Raw genomic sequence first — 20,761 nt, forward strand, 5'->3', positions numbered from 1 at the left:
CCTTCTGTCGCCGGTCACTCCACCACGACCAGCTCCCGGGTGGTGTCGTTGAAACGCCGGCCGCCGTCCGGCGTGACGGTGACGATGTCCTCGATGCGTACCCCGAACCGGCCGGGCAGATAGACGCCGGGCTCTACGGAGAAGCACATGCCGGGCACGAGGGGCCGCTCCTCGCCCTCGATCATGTACGGCGGTTCGTGCGTGGTGACGCCGATGCCGTGCCCGGTGCGGTGGATGAAGTACTCGCCGTACCCGGCGTCGGCGATGACCGCGCGGGCGGCCCGGTCGACGTCCTGGCAGGCGGCGCCGGGCCGCACCGCCCGGAAGCCGGCCTCCTGGGCCTCGCGGACCAGCTCGTGCACCCGGCGCTCCTCGTCGGTGGGTTCGCCCACGTGGACGGTGCGGGAGGTGTCCGAGCCGTAGCCGTCCTTCAGGCCTCCGAAGTCGAGGACGACCATGTCGCCGTCCTCGATGACGCGGTCGCCGACCTCGTGGTGCGGGTTGGCGCCGTTCGGCCCGGAGGCGACGATGGTGAAGTCGACCTGGGAGTGGCCGAAGCCCAGCAGCAGGCCGGCGAGGTCGGCGGCGACCTCGGACTCCCGGCGGCCGCCGAAGCGGACGGCGCGGATCTCCTCGAACGCGGCGTCCGCCGCCGCGCCGGCCGCCGCCAGCAGTTCCAGCTCCGCCGCGTCCTTGACGGCGCGCAGCATGGGCAGCGCCTCGGTCAGGGAGGCGTAGGAGGTGGCGGGCAGGGTGCGCTGCAGGGCCAGCAGGTGCATCGCCCAGGCGTTGTCACTGATGCCGAATCGCCCGGATCCGTCGAGGAGGGCGGCGGTGGCGGCGTAGGGGTCCTTGCCGTCGGTCCAGTCGCGCAGGGTGAGGGCGGGCGCGCCGGGCGCCTTCGCCGCGTCGGGGGCCTCCAGCGTGGGGACGACCAGCACGGGGTCGCGGCCGGGGGCGAGGACGAGCAGCGTGAGCCGTTCGGTGTCCGCGGTGGGCGCGTAGCCGGTGAGCCACACGAGGTCCGGGCCCGGCGCCACCAGCAGCCCGGCGAGACCGGCGTCGGCGGCGGCACCCGCGGCGCGCTCCATGCGGGCACGGTAGTCGTCGGCGGTGAAGGAAGCGGCGGGCCTGCTGCCGGTCATCCGGGCCTCCCGGGGCGAAAGAGTGAAGGGACCACGGGCAGCATCCTGCCCGCAGCGCGGGGGCGGCGCGAGCCGATTGGCATTGATCCACCGACCTGGCTAATGGTTTGATGCGCTGCAAGCGTTAGCCGGGGGCGTCCCGTCCGGGCGCCCGCAGGAGGGGGAACCGTGCTCGTACTCGCGCACATCAGCGATCTTCATCTCGACGGGAGCCCGCGCTCGACTGAGCGCGCCGCGCGGGTCCGTGACCACCTGTGGGGACTGCCGGGGCGGGTGGACGCGCTGCTGGTGACCGGGGACATCGCGGACCACGGCACCGAGGCGGAGTACGAGGAGGCCGCGGCGCTCCTCGGGCTGCGCGACGGCACCGCGCCGTTCCCCGTGCTGACCTGCCCGGGCAACCACGACGTCCGCGCCCCCTACCGCAAGGCCCTGCTGGGGCTGCCCGCCGCCGACGGTCCGGTCAACGAGGTGCGTGTCCTGGCCGGCGGCGCGGTGCTGATGTGCGACTCCAGCGTCCCGGGGAGCGACGAGGGGGAGCTGGACGAGGAGACGTACGGCTGGATCGAGTCGACGCTGGACGGACTCGGCGACCGCCCGGCGCTGCTCGCCTTCCACCACCCGCCGACGCCCCTGCACCACCCCCTGCCCGACTCGTACCCGCTGCGCCGGCCCGAGCGCCTCGCCGCGCTGCTGGAACGGCGGCCCCGGGTCGCCGGGCTGATCACCGGGCACGCCCACACCCCCGCCGCCACCGTCTTCGCCGGGCGGCCCGTGCTGGTCGGCCCCGGGGTGACCTGGACCCTGCGGCTGCCCTGGGAGGGCGAGCAGGTCGCGGACCGAGAGGCGCCGGTCGGGCTGGCCTACCACGTGCTGGACGAGGCCGGACGGCTCACCAGCCACTTCCGCACCGTCACGTGACGACCCCCGGTACCGCCGTCAACTGCTGGTAGCCGCCGCTCTCGTGGCGGACGGTGATCTTCACGTCCTTGCCGGGCCGCGCGCGGGCCACCGCCCGTGCGAGGTCGGCGGCCGAGTCGACGCGGGTCGTGCCGAACGCCAGCAGCACGTCGCCCCGGACCAGCCCCGCCGCGTACCCGGGGCCGGGCACGTGCACGCCCACGACCAGGGCTCCCGGCTTCTCGTGGTCCACGGCCTCCACACCGAGGGTCGCGGAGGCCCGGGCCGGGGAGGGGGACGGCGTCGCCGACGGGGGCGCCGGGGCGGTGAGGGAGCCGGTCCGGTCCTCCGCCCCCGGTCCGGGCGCCGCCGCTCCCGACCGCTGTTGCAGTGCGGCCAGTTCGCGCATGCCGATCACCGTGGCGCCCACCGTGCCCAGTCCCACGCCCGCCAGGAGCAGCACGGTCGCGGCGAGGACACCGAGCAGCACGGTGGTCAGCCGCCGACGGCGCCGGCGCCCGGCGTGCGGGCGCCGGGGGCCGTCGGGTTCGGTGCGGGCGGCCGGTTCCCGGCCGGGCATCGGTTTGGGCCGCAACGCTGTCTGTTCCATGGATCGCCTCCGGCAAGTGCTCTACCCGGCGCACCGGCGCGTGACGAGCCACGAACGAGTGAGACTGAACGCCGGTCAGGGCGCCGGCACGAGGAACCCCCTGGGCACGGGCGAGGGCAGGGGCGGGGCCGGGATCCGGTCGGGAAGGAAGCCGTGGGTGCGTCCCGCCAGGTACTCGGCCTTGTAGCGCGGGACGCTCCGGTGCCAGTTGAGGATGCCGGCCATCCAGTTCTGCAGGTCGGTCACGTAGCCGCGCATGATGTCCCGGGCCTCGTCGGAGAGCTGGAAGTCGTCGTACACGACGGGCAGTTCGTGCGCGACGACGTGCTCGAACTGGCGCATGCGCTGGTTCATCAGGTCCTGGACGACCCGCAGGGCGGCCGGGTAGTCGACGCCGAAGAAGTTCTGCACGACGAGGACCGCGTTGTGGATCTCGCCCTCGTACTCGATCTCCTTCTGGTACGAGAAGACGTCGTTGAGCAGGCACGCGTAGTCGATCGCCGCGTTCTCCAGGGAGCGGACCGGACCGCTGCGGTAGACCTCGGGCGGTACGGCGGGCCCGTGGCCGGCGCGGCACAGGCCCAGCGTGAGGTCGGAGCCGAAGGTGGCGCGCCGCATCTCCAGGTAGTCCACCGGGTCGGGGACGCGGTTCTGGATCTGGTTGGACAGCTCCCACACCCAGGCCTCGGTCATTGTGTCGACGGCCGTCTTGAGGGGGCGCCGCTCGTCGGGCGTCATGCCGGCCGTCGTGCGCGCCCAGAGGTCGATCAGGGAGCGCTCCATGGCGTTGCCGGGCGGCGGGACCGGCTCGCCGTCGAGCGGCATGCAGGCCGAGAGCCGGGCCGTGGTCAGCCGGGCGGCGGCCAGGTCGCGGCGGTGTCCGTAGACGAGCGGGTAGTAGTCGTCGCCGTAGGTCCCGAAGGCCAGCCAGTCGGAGGCCAGGTCGAGCTGGTCCTGGGTGGCGTCCGGGTCGAGTCCGGCGGCGCACAGGGGGAGGTCGCAGCTCGCGAGCTTGTCCTCGTCCCAGACGCCCTCGCCGAGGATGCCCATCCGGTGCGACCACGCGAGCAGATGGAGCCGGGAGCCCTCCAGGGCGGGGCTCAGCTCCAGCGGGTACGGCATGCGGATGTCGGGGATGACCGAGGGGCCGACCTTCTGGAAGGGGACGTGCGTGTAGGGCCGGGCCCGCCGGGCGGCGGTGGCGGCGAACAGGGCGCCGACGTCGGCGGCGGCGGTGCCGGGGCCGGTGAGCGCCTGCCACCCGGCGACGGGCCGCGCTCCCTTGTTCATGTACCGGCTGGAGCGCATGTGCCATTCGTGGCCGCCGGACTGCCAGTCCTGGAGGCCCTTGGCGTAGGCCCCGACGGCGGCGGCCTCGGGCGGGGTGAGTCCGCTCTCCAGGGCCACCGCGGGGACTTCGGTGAACGCGGTGTGCTCGAACTGGTGCAGGCGGGAGGTGAGGACGTCGTTGACCAGTTCGGCGGCCTCCTGGGTGGTGCAGTCGAAGAAGGTCTCCAGGACCAGCACCCCGTTGCTCAGCTCGCCCTCGTCCTCGACCTCGCGCTGGTAGGAGAAGAGGTCGTTGCGCAGGTGCACGCCGTCGGAGAACGTCTCCATCAGCACCCGGAGCGGCCGGGACCCGGCGACGGCCGCGGGCACCTCGGCGGTCGCGTACTCCACGAGCCCCGCCGACCAGGGGGCGCCGCCGACCTTGCGGCGCATCTCGATGTACTCGACGGGGTTGGCGATCCGCCCCTCGTTGATGTTGGACAGCTCCCACAGGGACTCGTTGAGCAGGTGCTCGGTCGCGACGGCGAAGCGGCGGCGCCAGTCGGCCGACATCGCGGGGACCGTGCGGGTCCAGAGGTCGGCGAGACCGGCCTCGACCGGGTTCTCCGGCTCGGGCATGCCGGTGGTCAGGTCGAGCGGCATGAACAGCGGGAGCCGGTCAAGGTGGGCCTTGCCGGCGACGCGGTCCTGGGTGCGCTTGAAGCGCTCCAGGAAGTGGTCGTCGAAGAAGAAGACCCACACGTACCAGTCGGTGATCAGGGAGAGCGCCGGCCCGTCGCAGTCGGGGTGGGTGTAGGCGCAGAGCAGTCCGTAGTCGTGTGCGTCGAGGTCGGACTGCTCCCAGACCCCGGAGCCCTCCAGCATGCCCATCTCGCGCGCCCACGCCGTCGAGTGGGCGCGGGCCTCGTCCAGATGCGGGTTGAGCCGTGCGGGATGCGGCAGGTAGAAGTGCGGGAGTTCGAAGGGCTGTTGCGTCATGGCCCGGCACTACCCACGGCCCCGAGGGCACATCCGCCCGGCGGCACATGATCACACCATCGCGTGAAAGAGCGCGGAACGCGGGAACTCCGCGCTCAGGTCCTGACCTGGATCAGGGCGTGCGTCCCGCCGGTCCGCCAGCGCCGCTCCCCGCCGGACTCCAGCGCCGCCTCGGTCTTCCCCGACAGGCCGGTGATCACATCGGACTTGAGGGTGCGCAGGGCGGCGACGGGGCCCGGGAAGTACGCGGTGACGTCCGCGAAGGGCGTGGTCGGCGGCCACCACCGGTCGCCCACCAGGCGGCGGTAGTTCAGGTCGCCCTTGAGGACGGTGACGGTGGCCGCAGCGAACTCCGCGCGCAGGTCGCGGGGCATGTCCGCGTACGGCAGCGGGGCGCAGGAGAACGGGTGGGCGCGGACGGTGACGCGCCCGTCCCGCAGCGCGGTCCACAGCCGCCGCCCGTACTCCTCGGCCGTGCCGCCCGCCGCCACCAGCCGCCGCAGCGCGTCGAGCACGTCGGCGGGCGTGGCGTCGGAGACGTAGTACGGATGCGGCTTGACGTGCAGGACCGCCCGGCCGACGCGGCCCTCGGCGAGCAGGTGGGAGACGAGGAGCAGGTCGGGGACGAGTTCGCGCCCCGCGTTGTCGGCGACGAGGCACAGCGTCCTCGGTCCCGCCGTGCCCGGTCCTTCGGAGGGCGGGAGCAGGGACCACAGGGCGTCGCTGTCGTCGCACACGAGGGCCTCCACCTGCTCCCCGGTGCCGGTGCCTCCCTCGGAGAGACGGAAGCCGAGGTCCGCCCGGTTGCCCCAGAGCGAGCCGTGCAGCAGGGCCCGGGTCCGCTCGTCGGCGGGCAGGGCGGCGAGGCCGTCGAGCGCGGCGAGTTCCTCGTCCGTCGCGGGGTCGTCGAGTTCGGCGAGCTTGGCCGGCCGGAAGGGGTCGACGCCCTGCCAGGTGCCGGGAGCGAAGTAGCCGACGGCGTCGAGGAGCCGGCGGTAGAAGTGGCTCTCGGCCCACAGCCAGGGCACGTCGTACCAGGAGCGGCCGGCGTACGCGTCCAGGCCCCACCGCGCCCAGCGGTCCCGGTCGCGGGGGTCGGCGTCGGCGGGCAGCGCTTCGATCACGCCGTCGGCACAGCTCGCGAGCAGCGCGTCGAGGGCGCGCAGCCGTTCGGGGCCGTGGGGGAACGCGTCGCGCACCTGCTCGACGATGGCGGGGTGCCGGTCGGCGAGCACACCGTGCGGGAAGGACCCGGGCTCGTCGCCGAGGATGACGGGGGCGGGCGCGGACGGGGTGTCGGGCATGCGCCTCACCGTACCGCTCGGGCCGGTCCGCTCAGACGGACGCGGTCTCGCGCTCCAGGCGCGCCGCGAGGGTGACGTAGCGGGCGCGACGGGTCACCGGCACCATGCCGCGGATGAGGATGTGCCACATCTCGGCCAGGCGGCGGGGCTGGCGCCCGGCCGGTTCCAGGGTCCCGCTGACCACGCGGGTGCCGACGATGGAGCAGACGAGGGTGTGGGCGACGGAGTCGACGTCGATGTCCGGATGCAGGTCGGACTGCCGGACGGCGTCGAGCAGCCGGGAGGTGGCGATCTCCCGCCATTCGGTGAAGGGGTGCGGCAGCGGCGGCCGTACCGGCACGCCCGCGGTGGCGAGCCGCAGACCGGCGCGGAGGACCGGCCCTTCCTCGCACAGCCGGGCCATGCCGAAGGTGAGGCGCATCAGCGCCTCCAGCGAGGTGTAGCCGCGCCCGCCCAGGTCCGTGGCGAGTTGCCGCGAGGTCCTGGACTGGATCTCCATGATGGCGTGGGCGAGGTCTTCCTTCGCCGCGAAGTGGAAGTACAGGGCGCCCTTGGTGACCCCGGCGTGGGTCACGATCTCGCTCAGGCTGGTCGACTCGTAGCCGTGACGGTCGAACAGGTCGGCGGCGGCGCCGACGATCGTCGCGCGGGTCTGCTCGGCGCGTAGCTGCCTCGCCATCGGCTGAACTCTCCTGGGCTGGAACTCAACAGGCCGTGCGGCCCGCCTTAACCCCCTGTACACGATAACTCACCGATAACTGACCGTCAGATAACCCTCCTTGCGGCCCCCGCCGCGGGCGTCGAGGGGCACCCTTGGCCACCTGTCCCGTTCATCACGATGCGGCACCGACAACTCACACCTGGTCGCTGGTCACTTGACTACCGGCGGTCACTCACGATTGGCTCCGGCCAGGCGGGATTCACCCGGTTGGCGCAGCGACACGTGGCTCCGGGGCACCTCGCCCCGTTCCTCCTGCTCGGCCGCACAGCGAGGTGCCCCCGCCCCCATGAGTACTGCTCCCCCGCCCACCCACTCCCCCGGCCCGCTGCGCGCCGCGGCCCTCGCCGCGGCCGTCTGTCTGCTGGCGGCCGGCTGCTCCGCGCTCGGCGGGGACGAGGACGGCTCGACGGCGGACGCCGCCGGCGGGTCCGGCGCCGACCGGATGAAGGTCGTCATGGTCACCCACGGCGGCGAGGGCGACGCCTTCTGGGACCGGGTGCGCAAGGGAGCCGAGGCGGCGGCGGCCAAGGACGGCATCGACCTGACGTACGCGGGTGACGCCGACACCGCCGGCCAGGCCGCCCTGGTGCGGGACGCGGTCCGCGACAAGGTGGACGGCATCGCCCTGACGCTGGCCAAGCCGCAGGCGATGAAGGCGCCGGTCGCCGAGGCAAAGGCGGCCGGGATCCCCGTGGTCGGCCTCAACTCCGGTATGGACGCCTGGCGGACGACGGGACTCCTGGAGTACTTCGGACAGGACGAGAGCGTGGCGGGCCGGGCCGTCGGCGACAAACTCAACGACCTCAAGGCCAAGCACGCCCTGTGCGTCATCCATGAGCGTGGCAACGTTGCCCTGGAGGCCCGCTGCGCCGGCGTGAAGAAGACGTTCAAGGGCGAGGCCGAGATGCTCTACGTCGAGGGCACCGACATGAAGGCGGTCGGCGCCGCGGTCACCGCGCGGCTGCGCCAGGACTCCAGCATCGACGAAGTCGTCATGAACGGAGCGGCGTTCGCGCTCACCGCGGTCGAGTCGGTCGACGAGGCGGGCAGCGGCGCCGAGGTCGCCACCTTCGACCTCGACAACGACCTGGTCGCCGCCGTCAAGCGGGGGGACGTCCAGTTCGCGGTGGACCAGCAGCCGTATCTCCAGGGCTATCTCGCGGTGGACGCGCTCTGGCTGTACCGGACCAACGGCAACGTCAGCGGCGGCGGAGTGGCGCCCGTGCTGACCGGCCCCGCGTTCGTGACCCGCACGAACGCCGACTCGGTCGCGAAGTTCGCCGCGGGCGGCACCCGGTGACCGGGCCCCGCGGCCGCCGGCTCCCCCGCACCTCCGACATCCTCCCCCGATGATCGCCTAGGACGACGATGCCCGCACGGAAGGGAGCCCGGCGCCGCCTCGGCTCCATACGTCTCTCCCTGATCCTCCTCGCCCTGGTGCCCGGCGTCACGCTGGCCGCCGTCTGGGGGGTGACGACGATCCAGATGTTCTCGGAGGGCCTGCGGCTGCGCGCGCAGACGGAACTGAGCCGCGACACCGGGGCCATGGGCACCGAGGCGACGCTCGCCCTGCAGAAGGAGCGCAGTCTGTCGGCCGCCTGGCTGGCCGCGCCCGAGGGCGACCGGGCGGAACTGGAGGCGCAGCGCAGAAAGACGGACGAGGCGGTCGCCCAGTTGATCGGCCAGTCCGACGCGATCGAGGACGCGCCGGCCCGAGTCTCGGACCGGCTGTACTCAGTGCTCGGCTCGGTGGGCAGCCTGGAGTACTACCGCAGCCAGGTCGACGACCCGAGTGACATCACCCCCGAGCAGGCCCTCGACCAGTACACCTCGATCATCGACGAGCAGGTGCACGCCTTCCAGGAACTGTCCCAGGTCGACGACGGCGACCTCACCTCGCAGGCCGGTCCGCTGGTCTCCCTGGAGCAGGCCGCGGAACTGACCTCCCAGGCGGACGCCCGGCTCACCCTGGCCTGGCCGTCCGGCCGGATGGACGAGCAGCAGTGGGCGGACTTCGCGCAACTGGTGCACACCCGGCGCTGGCTGGTCCAGGACCAGATCGTCCCCTCCCTGAGCGGCAGCGTGAAGACGCAGACCGAGCGGATCCTCGCCAGCCCCGAGTGGCAGACCCTCCAGCGGGTCGAGGACCAGGTGCTCGCGGCCCGCGCGGCGGACGGTACGGACCGGATCGACCTGCCGGACCTGCGGGAGCAGTGGACCGCTGCGTTCGCGAAGGTCTCCGACGCGTACGGGACACTGATCCGGCAGCAGACCGGCGGGCTCCTCGACCGCAGCGCCGACGAGGCGCGCCAGCTGCTGATCACGGCCGCCTCCCTCAGCGCCGGCGGGCTGGTCGCCCTGCTCCTGTGCGTCGGCATGTCCTGGCGCATCACGCGCTCGCTGTCGAGGCGGCTGCGCGGGCTGCGGCTGGCCACGCTGAGCCTGGCCGAGGAGCGGCTGCCGGACGTGGTGGCGCGCCTGGAGCGGGGCGAGAAGGTCGACGTGGAGTCGGCGACCCCGCCGCTGGACTACGGCCGCGACGAACTCGGTCAGGTCGCCCAGGCGTTCAACGCGGCGCAGCGCACCGCCGTGCACACCGCCGTCGAACTGGCCGACACCCGGCGCGGCTTCCAGAAGGTGATCCTGGGCATCGCCCGGCAGAGCCAGAACCTGGTCAACATGCAACTCGGCAAGCTGGACGCGCTGGAACGCGAGCACACCGACCCCGAGATCCTGCAGGGTCTGTACGAACTGGACTCGACGGCGAGCCAGTTGCGCCGGTACGAGGAGAACCTCGTCATCATCAGCGGCGAGCAGCCCAGGCGCACCTGGCGCGAGCCCGTCTCACTGGTCGACATCCTGCGCAGCGCCGTGGGCGAGGTGGCCGAATACCAGCGCGTGGAGCTGCACACCGACGAGGAGGTGGCGCTCGCGCCGCCCGCGGTCGCCGACGTGATCCACCTGCTGGCCGAACTGATCGACAACGCGACGGCCTACTCCCCCGCGCCCAACCCGGTCGGGGTGCGCGCGGCTCTGGTGGCCAAGGGGCTGGCCGTCGAGATCGAGGACCGCGGGCTCGGGCTGTCCGAGGAGGACTACGCGGCGTTCAACGAGCAGTTGGCGGTGGCCCCGCAGTTCGACGTGGTGGCGCTCGCCGACGACCTGCGGCTCGGCATGTTCGTCGTGGCTCGCCTCGCGCACCGGCACGGCATCACCGTGACCCTGCGTTCCTCGCCCTACGGGGGGACCACGGCGATCGTGCTGATCCCGCACGAGATCGTGGTGCGGGAGCCGGTCGGCGAGGCGCCCTCGGCACCCGCGCCGGCGCCGGCGGACGGGCCGGACTCCGGGGGCTCCGCGTCCGGCGGCTCCGTCGACGCCGCCGGGCCCACGGTGAGGCCGCGGCCGGCGCCCGCGAGCCGGACGGAACCCGCCGCGTCCGCCGCCCCGGCCTCTGCCTCCGCCGCTGCCTCCGACCCCGCCTCCGGCTTGGGCTCCGAGCCGAACGGCCTGGCGCCGCTGCCCCGCAGGGTTCCGCAGACCAGCCTCGCCGCCGAGCTGCGGGACGAGGACACCGTAGGCGGCGGGGACGACGCGACCGACGACTACGCCGACTTCACGGCCGAGCGCGCCGCGTCGTCCCTCGGCGGCTTCCAGCGCGGCACGCTGCGGGCCCAGGCCGACGCCGCCCCGGACGACACCGACGGGCAGGTGTTCTCCTCCTCCGCCGCCCCCTCCACTCCCACCGCCGACCGCCGACCGCCGACGAAGGACACCCGATGACCCGACCCTCCCCCGCCACGCACAGCGAGCTGGACCAGTTGCTCACCGGACTCGTGGAGCGGGTCGCCGACGTGAACCAGGCGGTGGTGCTCTCCGAGGACGGGCTCGTCGTCAGCAAGTCCACCGGGTTCCTGCGGGACGACGCCGAGCGGCTGGCGGCGACCGCGTCGGGCCTGATGAGCCTCAGCAAGGGCGTCAGCATGGACTTCCGCGGCGGCCCGGTGCGTCAGGCGCTCATCGAGATGGCCAACAGCTACCTGATCCTCAGCTCCGCGGGTCCCGGCGCCCACCTGGTCGTGCTCACCGGGCCCAACGCGGACGTCGGTGTGGTGGCGTACCAGATGAACATGCTGGTGAAGAAGATCGGCGAGCACCTGAGCGCGGCACCGCGGGCCACCGCCGGCCCCGGCGAGTGACGTGACCGGAGGCGACGCGGCCGGCCGGCTCGTGCGGCCGTTCACCCTGACCGGCGGCCGGACCCGGCCCAGTCGCGCCGACTTCACCCTCATCACGACGGTGACCGCGGTCGACCCCCAGCCGACCCGGGGCGCGCGGCCGCAGCCCGAGCACCTGCGGATCCTGCGGCTGTGCGCCGAGCCGGTGGCCGTGGCGGAGGTCGCGGCCCGCCTCGACCTGCCGGTGAGCGTGGTGGTCATCCTCCTCTCCGACCTGCTGGAGGCCGGCCGGATCACCGCCCGGCCGCCGCACCTCGTCACCCGCGCCAACCCGGACCTGGACCTGCTGCAGAAAGTGAGGGACGGCCTTGGCCGGCTCTGACCGCGCCGACGGGGCGCCCACGGCATCCGCGCGTGCGACCGCGCCCGACGCCGTCAAGATCCTGATCGCCGGCGGTTTCGGCGTCGGCAAGACCACCATGGTGGGCTCGGTCAGCGAGATCGCCCCGCTGCGCACCGAGGAACCGCTGACCGCCGCGGGACTCGACGTCGACGACCTCGCCGGCATCGAGGAGAAGCGGGCCACCACCGTGGCCCTGGACTTCGGGCGGATCACCATCGGCCGGGAACTGGTGCTGTACCTCTTCGGCACGCCCGGTCAGCAGCGGTTCTGGTTCATGTGGAACGACCTGGCGATCGGCGCGCTCGGGGCGGTGGTGCTGGTCGACGTCCGCAGGCCCGAGTCGAGCTTCGCCGCCATCGACTTCTTCGAGCGGCGGGGCATCCCGTTCGTGGTCGGCGTCAACGGCTTCCACGGGCGGCATCCGTACCCGGCGGCGGAGATCCGGGAGGCCCTGGCGCTGCCGGAGCACGTGCAGGTGCTGCTGTGCGACGCGCGGGAGCGGACCTCCAGCCGGGACGTCCTCATCGCCCTGATCGACCAGTTGATCGACGCCGCGACCGGGGCCGCGGCGTCGTGACCGGTCGTCTGCGGGCGTCCGTTGCGGGCGTCCGTCAGACGAGACCCGCGGAGGTGAGCCACTCCTTGGCCACGTCCAGCGGGTCCTTCTTGTCCAGCTGCACCTGGGCGTCCAGGTCCAGGAGGGTCTTGGTGTCCAGCTTGGCGGAGACCGCGTTGAGCGTGGCCACGCCCTCCTTGGACAGTCCGTCCTTGGTGACCAGCGGGGTCACGTTCGCGTACCCGAAGAGGTTCTCCGGGTCCTTCAGGACGACGAACTTCTCCTTGATGATGGTCGGGTCGGTGGTGAAGACGTCCGCCGCCTGCACGGTGTTCTTCGTCAGCGCGGACTGGGTCAGCGGGCCGCCCGCGTCGAGCGCCTTGAACGACTTGAACTTCAGCCCGTACACCGACTCCAGGCCCTTCAGGCCCTGCTGCCGGGTCTGGAACTCGGGCGAGCCGCCGATCGTCAGGTCCGGGGCGACGTCCTTGAGGTCGGCGAGGGTCGACTCGGCGGTGAGTCCGTACTTCTTCGCGGTCTCGGCGTTGACGCTCACCGAGTCCTTGTTCTCGGCCGGCGAGGACTCCAGCACGGTCAGCTTCTTGTCGAGCTTGGCCTTCACGGCCTCGTTGACCGCGTCGGTGGACTGCTGCTCGGCCTCGGGGTCGAGGTAGGCCAGCAGGGAGCCGTTGTACTCGGGCAGCACCGTGACCGAGCCGTTCTTCATCAGGCCGTACGTCGTCTCCCTGCTGCCTATGTTGTGCTTGTAGGTGACCTTGAGGCCCTTGGCCTTCAGCGCCTCGCCGTAGATGTCGGCGAGCAGGGTGCTCTCGGCGAAGTTGTTCGAGCCGACGACGACGGTGCCGGCCTTCGCCTTCTCGCCGGCCAGCGGATTGTCGGACGTGTCGTCGGAGTCGGAGGAACAGCCCGCGAGCAGCGCCGCCGCGGCGGTGAGCGCGACGGCCGCCGCGCCGGAGTGCCTCGTCCTGGACCAGCTGCTCTTCCTGGTAGAAGTCATCCATCGATCCAAACGAGCCACATGTCTGTCAGTCAAGAACGGCCTGGTTACGGTTTCTTTTACGGCGGTCGCGGCCGTCGCTCCACGGCGGTCGCAGCCGTCACTTCTCAGCGCCGCCGCACGCCCGGGGACACCGCCAGCCGTCCCGCCGCCCAGAACGCCGCGAGGGTGACCAGCGCCAGGAGGGCCACCAGTGTGGCGCCGCCGACGACCTTCTCGTAGTCGCGCTGGTAGAGGCCGTCGATGATGTACCGGCCGATCCCGCCGAGGGAGACGTACGCCGCGATGGTCGCCGTCGACACGACCTGGATGGCAGCGGAGCGCAGTCCGCTGAGGACGAGCGGCAGGGCGACGGGCAGTTCCACCCGGAACAGGATGCTCGACTCGTGCATGCCCATGCCGCGCGCGGCGTCCACGGGTGAGGGGTCGACGGAGCGGACCGCCTCGTAGGTGGTCACCAGGATCGGCGGGATCGCGAGGATGACCAGCGGGACCATCACGGGCAGCAGGCCGATGCCGACCACGACGGCGATCAGCACCAGCAGCCCGAAGCTGGGCAGCGCGCGGGCGGCGGTGGCGACGAACGCGACGGCGTTGCCGCCGCGCCCGGTGTGCCCGGTCAGCAGCCCGATGGGCAGGCCGATCGCGGTGGCGAGACCGAGGGCCATCAGCGTGTACTGGACGTGTTCCAGCAGGCGCTGCGGGATGCCGTCGTAGCCGTGCCAGTGGGCGCTGTCGCTGAAGAAGGCGTTGACGAAGTTGAGTACGTTCACCGGGCCGACGCCTCCTTCGGCTCGGGCAGTTCCCGCCGTGCGGCGGACTCCTTGGGTCGCCGGCCCTTGCCGCGCGGCATCCACGGGGTCAGCAGGTTCCTGATCAGGACGAGCACCGCGTCGCACAGGACGGCCAGTACGGCGGTGGTCAGGACGGAGTTGACCGCCAGTTCCGGCCGGCCGTACTTCTGCGCGTCCGCGAGCAGGTTGCCGAGGGCGCCCTGGTTGCCGATCAGGGCGCCGACGCTGACCAGGGAGATGCTCGCCGACACGGCGACGCGGAGCCCGGCGAGGATGGCGGGCACCGCGATCGGCAACTGCACCTGGAGATAACGCCGTACCGGACCGAAGCCCATCGCGGTCGACGCGGCCAGGGTCTCCTCGGGCACCGACCGCACGCCGTCCACGATCGCCGGGACCAGCACGACCAGGCTGTACACGGCCAGCGGGATCATCACCGTCAGCTCGGTCTGGCCGGTGTAGTCGATGAGGACGACGAAGACGGCCAGCGACGGGACGGCGTAGAAGACGGTGGTCACGCCGAGCACCGGCGGGTACAGCCAGCGGAAGCGCACACACAGCTGGGCGACGGGCAGCGCGGCCAGCAGTCCGGCCAGCACCGGCAGCAGCGCCTCGCGCAGGTGCAGGCCGATCAGTCCGAAGTAGGTGTTGTCGAGGTCGCTCGGGATGTCGAAGAAGCCGTTCACGGCGCGACCTTCGTGACGTCGGCGGACCCGGCGTCGGACGCCCCGGCACCGGGCGTCCCGGCGTCGGACGCCCCGGCGGTGGCCGTGCCGTCGTGGGCGGCGCGGATGGCCTCGGCGATGGTCTGCTGGGAGACGACCCCGGTCACCCGGCCGCCGGCGTCCACGGCGACCGCCCAGCCGGTGGGCGAGAGGACCGCGCAGTCGAGGGCGGCGCGCAGCGAGTCCGTGCCGGGTGTGAAGGGCCGCCCGTGGGACAGCAGCCGCTCGGGGGCGATGTCCCCGGCGGTCAGCTCCTCCGGCCGGGCCCAGCCCAGCGGCCTGTCGTCCGCGTCGGTCACCAGGAGGTAGGGGGCGTCGGCCGCGGCGGGCGGCGCCTGGGTGGCGCCGGTGCGCACGACCGGATCGCGGGTCGTCTCCAGTTCGGCGGACGGGAAGAAGGAGAGCCGCCGGATGCCGCGGTCGGCGCCGAGGAAGTCCTCGACGAACTCGTCCGCGGGGTCGGACAGCAGCTCGGCGGGCGGCGCGAACTGCGCGAGCCGGCCGCCGGTGCGCATCACCGCGACCATGGTGCCCAGCTTGATGGCCTCGTCGATGTCGTGCGTGACGAAGACGATGGTCTTGCCCAGTTCGTCCTGGATGCGCAGGAGTTCGTCCTGGAGTCCCTTGCGGACGACGGGGTCGACGGCGGAGAACGGCTCGTCCATGAGCAGCACCGGCGGGTCGGCGGCGAGCGCCCGGGCCACACCGACGCGCTGCTGCTGGCCGCCGGAGAGCTGGTACGGGTAGCGCTTGCCGAGGGAGGCGTCCAGCCCCACGCGTTCCATCAACTCGGCCGCGCGCTCGCGGGACCTCTGCTTGCCCCAGCCGATCATGCGGGGCACGGTCGCGATGTTGTCGAGGATCGTCCGGTGCTGGAAGAGCCCGGCGTTCTGGATGACGTAGCCCATCGAGCGGCGCAGTGTGGTGACCGGCTGCCGGCCGAGGTCCTCGCCGTCGAGGAGGATGGTGCCCTCGGTGGGCTCGACCATCCTGTTGATCATCCGCAGGGTCGTCGTCTTGCCGCAGCCCGAGGGTCCGACGAGGACGGTTATCGCGCGGTCGGGTATCTCCAGCGACAGGTGGTCGACCGCCACGGTGCCGTCCGGGTACCGCTTGGTGACTGAGTCCATGCGTATCAAAACGCCGAATACCCTTCGGGTCTGGCAGAAGCTGCCCGCTCCGGCCGCGGTCGGTGGGGCCGTCGCCGGTCGAGTGTAGACGGCGGATCTGCGGGGCCCGTTGGTCCGGGGCGACTCCTTCCCCCTGACCGGACGTTCACACCGGGGCCGTCGTGAACGCGGTGTGCCGTGCGGATCGTCAGCGCAGGAATCCCTCGTAGCGGTGCTGCTCGATCTGGCTGCTGATCTGTTTGACGGTCTCCAGCCCGACACTCACGATGATGAGGATGCTGGTCCCCGTGAGCTGGTTCGCGCTGCCGAAACTGCCGAGGGCCACGGTCGGAACGAGAGCGATCAGACCGAGGTAGATCGATCCCGGCCAGGTGAGGCGGTTGAGGACGTAACCCAGGTACTGCGCGGTGGCCTTCCCGGCACGGATCCCCGGAATGAATCCTCCGGCCTGCTTGATGTTCCCCGCGATCTCTTCCGGGTTGAAAGTGATGGAGACGTAGAAGAAGGCGAAGAAGACGATCAGAATGAAGTAGATCGCCACGTAGTAGGGATGGTTCCCTCTGCTCAGGTTGTTCGTGATCCAGGTCGACCAGCCGGAATCGGATCCGGCGAACTGCGCGATCAGCGCGGGAATGTAGAGCAGCGAGGAGCCGAAGATGACGGGGACCACGCCGGCCTGGTTGACCTTCAGCGGGATGTAGGTGGCGGTCCCGCCGTACGATTTGCGGCCGATCATGCGCTTGGCGTACTGCACCGGGATGCGGCGCTGCGCCTGCTCCACGAAGACGACCAGGCCCACCATCACGAACCCGACCAGCAGGACGATGCCGAAGGCGAGCCAGCCTCCGGCAAGGGTGCTCTCCTGCTTCACGGCCCAGAGTGCGCCGGGGAGGGTCGAGGCGATGGAGAGGAAGATCAGCATCGACATGCCGTTGCCGACACCCCGTTCGGTGATCAGCTCACCCAACCACATGACACATGCCGTGCCGGCGGTGATGGTCACGACCATGACGGCGGTGACGAACACGGAATCGTCCGGAACGATCCGGTTCGCGTCCGGGCAATTGGGAAACAGAGCGCCGTTGCGGGCGGTTGCCACGAGACCGGTCCCCTGAAGAACGGCGAGAGCGACCGTGAGGTAGCGAGTGTACTGGGTGATCTTGGCCTGGCCGGACGCCCCTTCCTTCTTCAGCGCCTCCAGCCTCGGAATCACCGCCGTGAGCAGCTGAAGGATGATACTGGCCGTGATGTAGGGAAGGATTCCGAGCGCGAATACCGTGATCTGCAGAAGCGCACCGCCGCTGAACAGATTGACCAGCCCGAGGATTCCGTTCGACTGGGAAACGGAATCCACGCAACGCTGGACCCTCTGGTAGTCCACCCCTGGAATCGGCACGTGTGAGCCGAGACGAAACAAGATGATGATACCCAGCGTGAATGCCAGCTTTTTTCGCAGGTCGGGAGTCTTGAAGACACTGACGAACGCGTTCAGCACGATGGTTCCTCTTGTGGGCCCGAGGGTGCCGGTCCGCGGCTCCTCCAGCTCATGCTGCACGAACCGGGCACGACCGGCCCGTCGTGGTGATCCCAACCGGTAGCGCCGATGGGCCGTCCGGGTTCAGCGGCGAGGATCAGAAGCCTCGCAGGATGCTCTGGAAGGAGCCTCGCTCGATCGATCTGCGTTGCCTCTCGGCGGCCAGTTGCGTAACCGCCTGGTGCAGCTCACCCAGAATGGCGATCTGCTCGTGATCGAGGTTCGCCGGCGTGTCGTCGGGGGGCGCCGGGCGCATCCCGGCCGCCGCCGCGAGGTGGGCGAAGACGGGGTCGTTCCAGTCCCTCACGGCTTCGGCCGCGTGGCGGTGGACGTGACGGGCGTCTGCCACGGCGACCCGGTAGCGTCCGGCCAGCCCGCTGCCTCGGCGCCACAGCCAGCTCCCCACTGTCTCGTAGGGAAAGTCGCGGACAAGCTCCGACGCGGCCTCGATCAGCATCGGGGAGCCGGTCCCCATCGGCGCGGCGGGCAGGAGACGATCGCCGTCGAGGAGAACGGCCTGCACCTCCGTGAGGTCGATGAGTTCGGCGGCGGCCAGCGCGAGCGACAGGTCGCCCTCCTCGATGCGCGGATCGGCACCGAGTACGACGGCGAGAGCCGACAGTCTCTGAGCTGTTGCCATGTACGACTCCAGGTCGGTCACCAAGTACGCCACGGCAGCGCGGCAGGCGCCCCGAAGCAATTCGGCCGTCTCCGGCACATCTCGCTTTCACGGTCGGTACAGGCACAGCGAGAGGCCTCGGCAATTTCTCCGCCGCCTTCATCATCCGTGTCCTCGTCCGTTCCCGCGACGAGGGAGCATCCGCTGCCCACCGCCCGCCGCGAGGCCTGAGCCTCCGAGGCCTCCGGCCGGTCGGCCCGGCGGTCCCTAGGGGTTCGGGCGTCCGGTGGCGCAGTATGTGCGGGTGGACAAAGTGCGACTGCTCGTCGTGGACGACGACCCGCCCATCGCCGACCTCGTGGCCACGGTCGCCCGCTACGAGGGCTGGGAGGCGGTCACCGCGAACACCGGCGAGCAGGCGCTGCGGCTGGCCGCCGGGTTCCGCCCGGACATCGTGGTGCTCGACCTGATGCTGCCGGACGTCGACGGCTTCGGCGTCCTGGACCGGCTGCGCCGCTCGGGCACGATGGTGCCGGTGGTGTTCCTGACGGCGCGGGACGGGGTGGCCGACCGGGTGGCGGGGCTGACCCGGGGCGGTGACGACTACCTGGTCAAGCCGTTCGCGGTGGAGGAACTGATGGCCCGGCTGCGGACGGTGCTGCGGCGCAGCACCGGGACCGGGTCCCCGCGGTCGGTGCTGCGCGTGGCGGACCTGGAGGTGGACGAGGACACGCGCGAGGTGCGCCGCGGCGGGCGGCGGCTGTCGCTGACGCCGACGGAGTTCGAGGTGCTGCGCTACCTGATGCGCAAGTCGCCGTCCGTCATGACGAAGGCGCAGATCCTCGACCACGTGTGGGAGTACGGGTTCGGCGGCCGGTCCAACGTCGTCGAGCTGGTCGTCAGCCGGCTGCGGCGCAAGCTCGACGACACGGGTGAGCCGCTGATCCAGACGGTGCGCGGCTTCGGGTACGCGATCCGGGAGACCGTCCCGTGATGCGGCGGTGGTGGCGCGCCTACCGGGGGCTGCGGCTCGGGACCCGGCTGGCGCTGGGCCTCGGGGTGCTGTCGCTGGTGGTGTTCGCGGTGGTCGGCACGGTGCTGACCGCGTACATGCGGGACTACCTGGAGCGGCAGCTCGCCGACCAGATGAAGCTCGTGCAGGTCGTGCAGTCCAAGGACGCGGCGACCCACGGCACGGTGCAGCGCAAGCCGTACTACGGCTGGTACACGGCCGTGTACGACGTCTCCGGCGCCTCGGCCGAGCTGCGCACGCCCGCCGAGGTGCCGGCCGACAGCCGGGCCCTGACCGACCTGGCGCGGACGATGGCCCGTTCGGAGGAGGACATCACCCGCACGGTGCGGATCGACGGGCACGGCCCCTACCTGCTGCGCGCCTGCGAGGTGGAGCCCGGGGTGGTGCTGGTCAGCGCGGCGCCCATGGGAGACGTCGAGGACACCGTCGACCAGCTGGTCACGGTGCAGGTCGTCGCCTTCGGGCTGGCGCTGCTCGCCCTGGTGGTGTTCGGGCGGCGGATGCTGCGGCGCGGTCTGAAGCCGCTGAGCGACATGGCGAGCACGGCGCACGGCATCGCCTCGCACGACCTGACCGAGTCGGCGGCCCGGCTCCCGCTGCGGGCCGACGGGCGGGACGGCGGGCAGGAGGTGGCGGAGCTGCGGACCGCGTTCAACACGATGCTGGAGCACATCGACGCGTCGCTGGCGGTGCGGGCGGAGGCGGAGCGGCGGCTGCGCCGGTTCGTCGCCGACGCCTCGCACGAGCTGCGCACGCCGCTGATGTCCGTGCGGGGCTACGCCGACCTGTTCCAGTACGCGGCGGCCAACGAGCCCGCGGAACGGGAGCGGCACCTGGCCCGGCTGCGGGCGGAGGCCGCCCGGATGGGGGTGCTCCTCGACGACCTGCTGCTGCTCGCCCGGCTGGACGCCGACGAGGTGGAGGCGCCGCTGCGCCGGGAGGACGCGGATCTGACGGAGCTGGTGCGGCAGGCCGCCGACGCCTTCCGCGCCGGGCACCCGGACCGTCCGCTGACGGTGCGGACGGGCGCGGCGGTGGTGAAGCTGCGCCTCGACCCGCAGCGGATCCGGCAGGTTCTCGACAACCTGCTCACCAACGCGGCCGTGCACACGCCACCGGGCACCGCGGTCTCGGTCACGGTCTGCGGCGGGGCGGACGCGGTCCGGGTCTCGGTGGCCGACGCGGGTCCTGGCATCCCGGCGGCGGACCGGGAACGGATCTTCGACCGCTTCTACCGCGTCGACAAGGCCCGCAGCCGCGACCGGGGCGGCAGCGGCCTGGGCCTGTCCGTCGCCGCCTCGCTGGTGCGCGCGCACGGCGGCACGGTCGAGGTGGACGGCGAGCCGGGCGCGACGGTGTTCACCGTGACGCTCCCGGCCGCCGCCCGCGACGCGTCCGCCGCCCGGTGACTCAGCCCTCCGCGGGCGTCAGCCGCAGCGAGATGCTGTTGATGCAGTACCGCTGGTCGGTCGGGGTCGGGTAGCCCTCGCCCTGGAAGACGTGCCCGAGGTGCGAGCCGCAGCGGGCGCAGCGCACCTCGGTGCGGACCATCCCGTGCGAGCGGTCCTCGATCAGCTCGACCGCGTCGGTGTCCTTCGGGTCGAAGAAGGACGGCCAGCCGCAGTGCGACTCGAACTTGGTGGTGGAGGTGAACAGGTCGGCGCCGCAGGCCCGGCAGGAGTAGACGCCCTCGGTCTTGGTGTCGGTGTACTCACCGGTGAAGGCCGGTTCGGTGCCGGCCTGGCGCAGCACGGCGTACTCGGCCGGGGCCAGCTCCGCGCGCCACTGCTCGTCCGGCTTCTCGACGTCGTACGACATGAGTC

At 72.0% G+C, this 20,761-nt stretch carries 20 protein-coding genes; 8 read left to right on the forward strand and 12 right to left on the reverse strand.

Features of this window, described 5'->3' with window-relative positions; translation table 11 throughout:
* Positions 1 to 14: 14 nt before the first annotated feature.
* A complete protein-coding gene (locus tag ACFW01_RS28460; protein ID WP_234960029.1) occupies positions 15 to 1,145 on the reverse strand; it encodes an aminopeptidase P family protein in 1,131 nt (376 codons plus the stop codon).
* Positions 1,146 to 1,313: 168 nt separating this feature from the next.
* Between ACFW01_RS28460 and ACFW01_RS28465 the strand changes: the two genes are divergently transcribed.
* On the forward strand, positions 1,314 to 2,066 hold the full coding sequence (locus ACFW01_RS28465; RefSeq protein ID WP_234960028.1) for a metallophosphoesterase: 753 nt from the start codon (positions 1,314 to 1,316) through the stop codon (positions 2,064 to 2,066).
* On the opposite strand, the gene ACFW01_RS28470 is transcribed toward ACFW01_RS28465, so the two are convergent.
* The 4 genes from ACFW01_RS28470 to ACFW01_RS28485 form a co-directional block, all read right to left on the reverse strand.
* Complete coding sequence (locus ACFW01_RS28470; RefSeq protein WP_234960027.1) at positions 2,059 to 2,655, reverse strand: PDZ domain-containing protein; 597 nt, start codon at positions 2,653 to 2,655, stop codon at positions 2,059 to 2,061. The two genes, ACFW01_RS28465 and ACFW01_RS28470, sit on opposite strands and share 8 nt — an antisense overlap.
* 75 nt (positions 2,656 to 2,730) lie before the next feature.
* Positions 2,731 to 4,923 (reverse strand): germacradienol/geosmin synthase Cyc2, encoded by a 2,193-nt coding sequence (gene cyc2, locus ACFW01_RS28475; RefSeq protein WP_234960026.1) that lies wholly within the window; start codon positions 4,921 to 4,923, stop codon positions 2,731 to 2,733.
* Between the two features lie 95 nt (positions 4,924 to 5,018).
* On the reverse strand, positions 5,019 to 6,227 hold the full coding sequence (locus ACFW01_RS28480) for a damage-control phosphatase ARMT1 family protein (RefSeq protein ID WP_234960025.1): 1,209 nt from the start codon (positions 6,225 to 6,227) through the stop codon (positions 5,019 to 5,021).
* 31 nt (positions 6,228 to 6,258) lie between these two features.
* A complete protein-coding gene (locus tag ACFW01_RS28485; RefSeq protein ID WP_234960024.1) occupies positions 6,259 to 6,906 on the reverse strand; it encodes a ScbR family autoregulator-binding transcription factor in 648 nt (215 codons plus the stop codon).
* Positions 6,907 to 7,234: 328 nt separating this feature from the next.
* Between ACFW01_RS28485 and ACFW01_RS28490 the strand changes: the two genes are divergently transcribed.
* From ACFW01_RS28490 to ACFW01_RS28510, 5 genes are all read left to right on the forward strand, one after another.
* Positions 7,235 to 8,248, forward strand: a complete 1,014-nt coding sequence (locus ACFW01_RS28490) for a substrate-binding domain-containing protein (RefSeq protein WP_234960023.1) — start codon at positions 7,235 to 7,237, stop codon at positions 8,246 to 8,248.
* A 68-nt stretch (positions 8,249 to 8,316) separates the two neighbouring features.
* Positions 8,317 to 10,731 carry a nitrate- and nitrite sensing domain-containing protein gene (locus ACFW01_RS28495; RefSeq protein ID WP_234960022.1) on the forward strand — a complete coding sequence of 805 codons (2,415 nt, stop codon included), beginning with the start codon at positions 8,317 to 8,319 and terminating at the stop codon, positions 10,729 to 10,731.
* Entirely contained in the window at positions 10,728 to 11,147 is a 420-nt protein-coding gene (locus tag ACFW01_RS28500) for a roadblock/LC7 domain-containing protein (RefSeq protein WP_125494684.1), read from the forward strand. The genes ACFW01_RS28495 and ACFW01_RS28500 overlap by 4 nt, the downstream gene beginning before the upstream one ends.
* 1 nt (position 11,148) lies before the next feature.
* Entirely contained in the window at positions 11,149 to 11,508 is a 360-nt protein-coding gene (locus ACFW01_RS28505; protein ID WP_234960021.1) for a DUF742 domain-containing protein, read from the forward strand.
* Complete coding sequence (locus ACFW01_RS28510; RefSeq protein WP_234960020.1) at positions 11,495 to 12,106, forward strand: ATP/GTP-binding protein; 612 nt, start codon at positions 11,495 to 11,497, stop codon at positions 12,104 to 12,106. The genes ACFW01_RS28505 and ACFW01_RS28510 overlap by 14 nt, the downstream gene beginning before the upstream one ends.
* 34 nt (positions 12,107 to 12,140) lie before the next feature.
* On the opposite strand, the gene ACFW01_RS28515 is transcribed toward ACFW01_RS28510, so the two are convergent.
* The 6 genes from ACFW01_RS28515 to ACFW01_RS28540 form a co-directional block, all read right to left on the reverse strand.
* On the reverse strand, positions 12,141 to 13,103 hold the full coding sequence (locus ACFW01_RS28515; protein ID WP_234960019.1) for an ABC transporter substrate-binding protein: 963 nt from the start codon (positions 13,101 to 13,103) through the stop codon (positions 12,141 to 12,143).
* 107 nt (positions 13,104 to 13,210) lie between these two features.
* Positions 13,211 to 13,876, reverse strand: coding sequence for an ABC transporter permease (locus ACFW01_RS28520; RefSeq protein ID WP_122618303.1), 666 nt, complete (start codon positions 13,874 to 13,876; stop codon positions 13,211 to 13,213).
* Positions 13,873 to 14,583 (reverse strand): ABC transporter permease subunit, encoded by a 711-nt coding sequence (locus tag ACFW01_RS28525; protein WP_234960018.1) that lies wholly within the window; start codon positions 14,581 to 14,583, stop codon positions 13,873 to 13,875. The genes ACFW01_RS28520 and ACFW01_RS28525 overlap by 4 nt, the downstream gene beginning before the upstream one ends.
* Positions 14,580 to 15,761 (reverse strand): ABC transporter ATP-binding protein, encoded by a 1,182-nt coding sequence (locus ACFW01_RS28530; RefSeq protein WP_384508219.1) that lies wholly within the window; start codon positions 15,759 to 15,761, stop codon positions 14,580 to 14,582. Before ACFW01_RS28530 ends, ACFW01_RS28525 begins: the two co-directional genes overlap by 4 nt.
* Before the next feature lie 178 nt (positions 15,762 to 15,939).
* A complete protein-coding gene (gene secY, locus ACFW01_RS28535; protein ID WP_234960016.1) occupies positions 15,940 to 17,247 on the reverse strand; it encodes a preprotein translocase subunit SecY in 1,308 nt (435 codons plus the stop codon).
* A gap of 136 nt (positions 17,248 to 17,383) precedes the next feature.
* Complete coding sequence (locus ACFW01_RS28540) at positions 17,384 to 17,926, reverse strand: GPP34 family phosphoprotein (protein WP_234960015.1); 543 nt, start codon at positions 17,924 to 17,926, stop codon at positions 17,384 to 17,386.
* A gap of 283 nt (positions 17,927 to 18,209) precedes the next feature.
* On the opposite strand from ACFW01_RS28540, the gene ACFW01_RS28545 reads away from it, so the two are divergent.
* Both ACFW01_RS28545 and ACFW01_RS28550 read left to right on the forward strand, forming a co-directional pair.
* Entirely contained in the window at positions 18,210 to 18,899 is a 690-nt protein-coding gene (locus tag ACFW01_RS28545; protein WP_234960014.1) for a response regulator transcription factor, read from the forward strand.
* On the forward strand, positions 18,899 to 20,347 hold the full coding sequence (locus tag ACFW01_RS28550; protein ID WP_384508224.1) for an ATP-binding protein: 1,449 nt from the start codon (positions 18,899 to 18,901) through the stop codon (positions 20,345 to 20,347). The genes ACFW01_RS28545 and ACFW01_RS28550 overlap by 1 nt, the downstream gene beginning before the upstream one ends.
* Position 20,348: 1 nt before the next feature.
* Here the strand turns inward: ACFW01_RS28550 and msrB are convergent, their stop codons facing one another.
* On the reverse strand, positions 20,349 to 20,756 hold the full coding sequence (msrB, locus tag ACFW01_RS28555) for a peptide-methionine (R)-S-oxide reductase MsrB (protein WP_234960012.1): 408 nt from the start codon (positions 20,754 to 20,756) through the stop codon (positions 20,349 to 20,351).
* Positions 20,757 to 20,761 lie beyond the last annotated feature (5 nt).

This window comes from Streptomyces sp. NPDC058985 (assembly GCF_042740985.1).
In the GTDB taxonomy this organism is placed as follows: domain Bacteria; phylum Actinomycetota; class Actinomycetes; order Streptomycetales; family Streptomycetaceae; genus Streptomyces.

Coding starts and splice junctions, on each gene's coding strand:
- ACFW01_RS28460 (WP_234960029.1), bottom strand. CDS start 1,145: ATGACCGGCAGCAGGCCCGCCGCTTCCTTCACCGCCGACGACTACCGT.
- ACFW01_RS28470 (WP_234960027.1), bottom strand. CDS start 2,655: ATGGAACAGACAGCGTTGCGGCCCAAACCGATGCCCGGCCGGGAACCG.
- cyc2 (WP_234960026.1), bottom strand. CDS start 4,923: ATGACGCAACAGCCCTTCGAACTCCCGCACTTCTACCTGCCGCATCCC.
- ACFW01_RS28480 (WP_234960025.1), bottom strand. CDS start 6,227: ATGCCCGACACCCCGTCCGCGCCCGCCCCCGTCATCCTCGGCGACGAG.
- ACFW01_RS28485 (WP_234960024.1), bottom strand. CDS start 6,906: ATGGCGAGGCAGCTACGCGCCGAGCAGACCCGCGCGACGATCGTCGGC.
- ACFW01_RS28490 (WP_234960023.1), top strand. CDS start 7,235: ATGAGTACTGCTCCCCCGCCCACCCACTCCCCCGGCCCGCTGCGCGCC.
- ACFW01_RS28495 (WP_234960022.1), top strand. CDS start 8,317: ATGCCCGCACGGAAGGGAGCCCGGCGCCGCCTCGGCTCCATACGTCTC.
- ACFW01_RS28500 (WP_125494684.1), top strand. CDS start 10,728: ATGACCCGACCCTCCCCCGCCACGCACAGCGAGCTGGACCAGTTGCTC.
- ACFW01_RS28515 (WP_234960019.1), bottom strand. CDS start 13,103: ATGACTTCTACCAGGAAGAGCAGCTGGTCCAGGACGAGGCACTCCGGC.
- ACFW01_RS28540 (WP_234960015.1), bottom strand. CDS start 17,926: ATGGCAACAGCTCAGAGACTGTCGGCTCTCGCCGTCGTACTCGGTGCC.
- ACFW01_RS28550 (WP_384508224.1), top strand. CDS start 18,899: ATGCGGCGGTGGTGGCGCGCCTACCGGGGGCTGCGGCTCGGGACCCGG.
- msrB (WP_234960012.1), bottom strand. CDS start 20,756: ATGTCGTACGACGTCGAGAAGCCGGACGAGCAGTGGCGCGCGGAGCTG.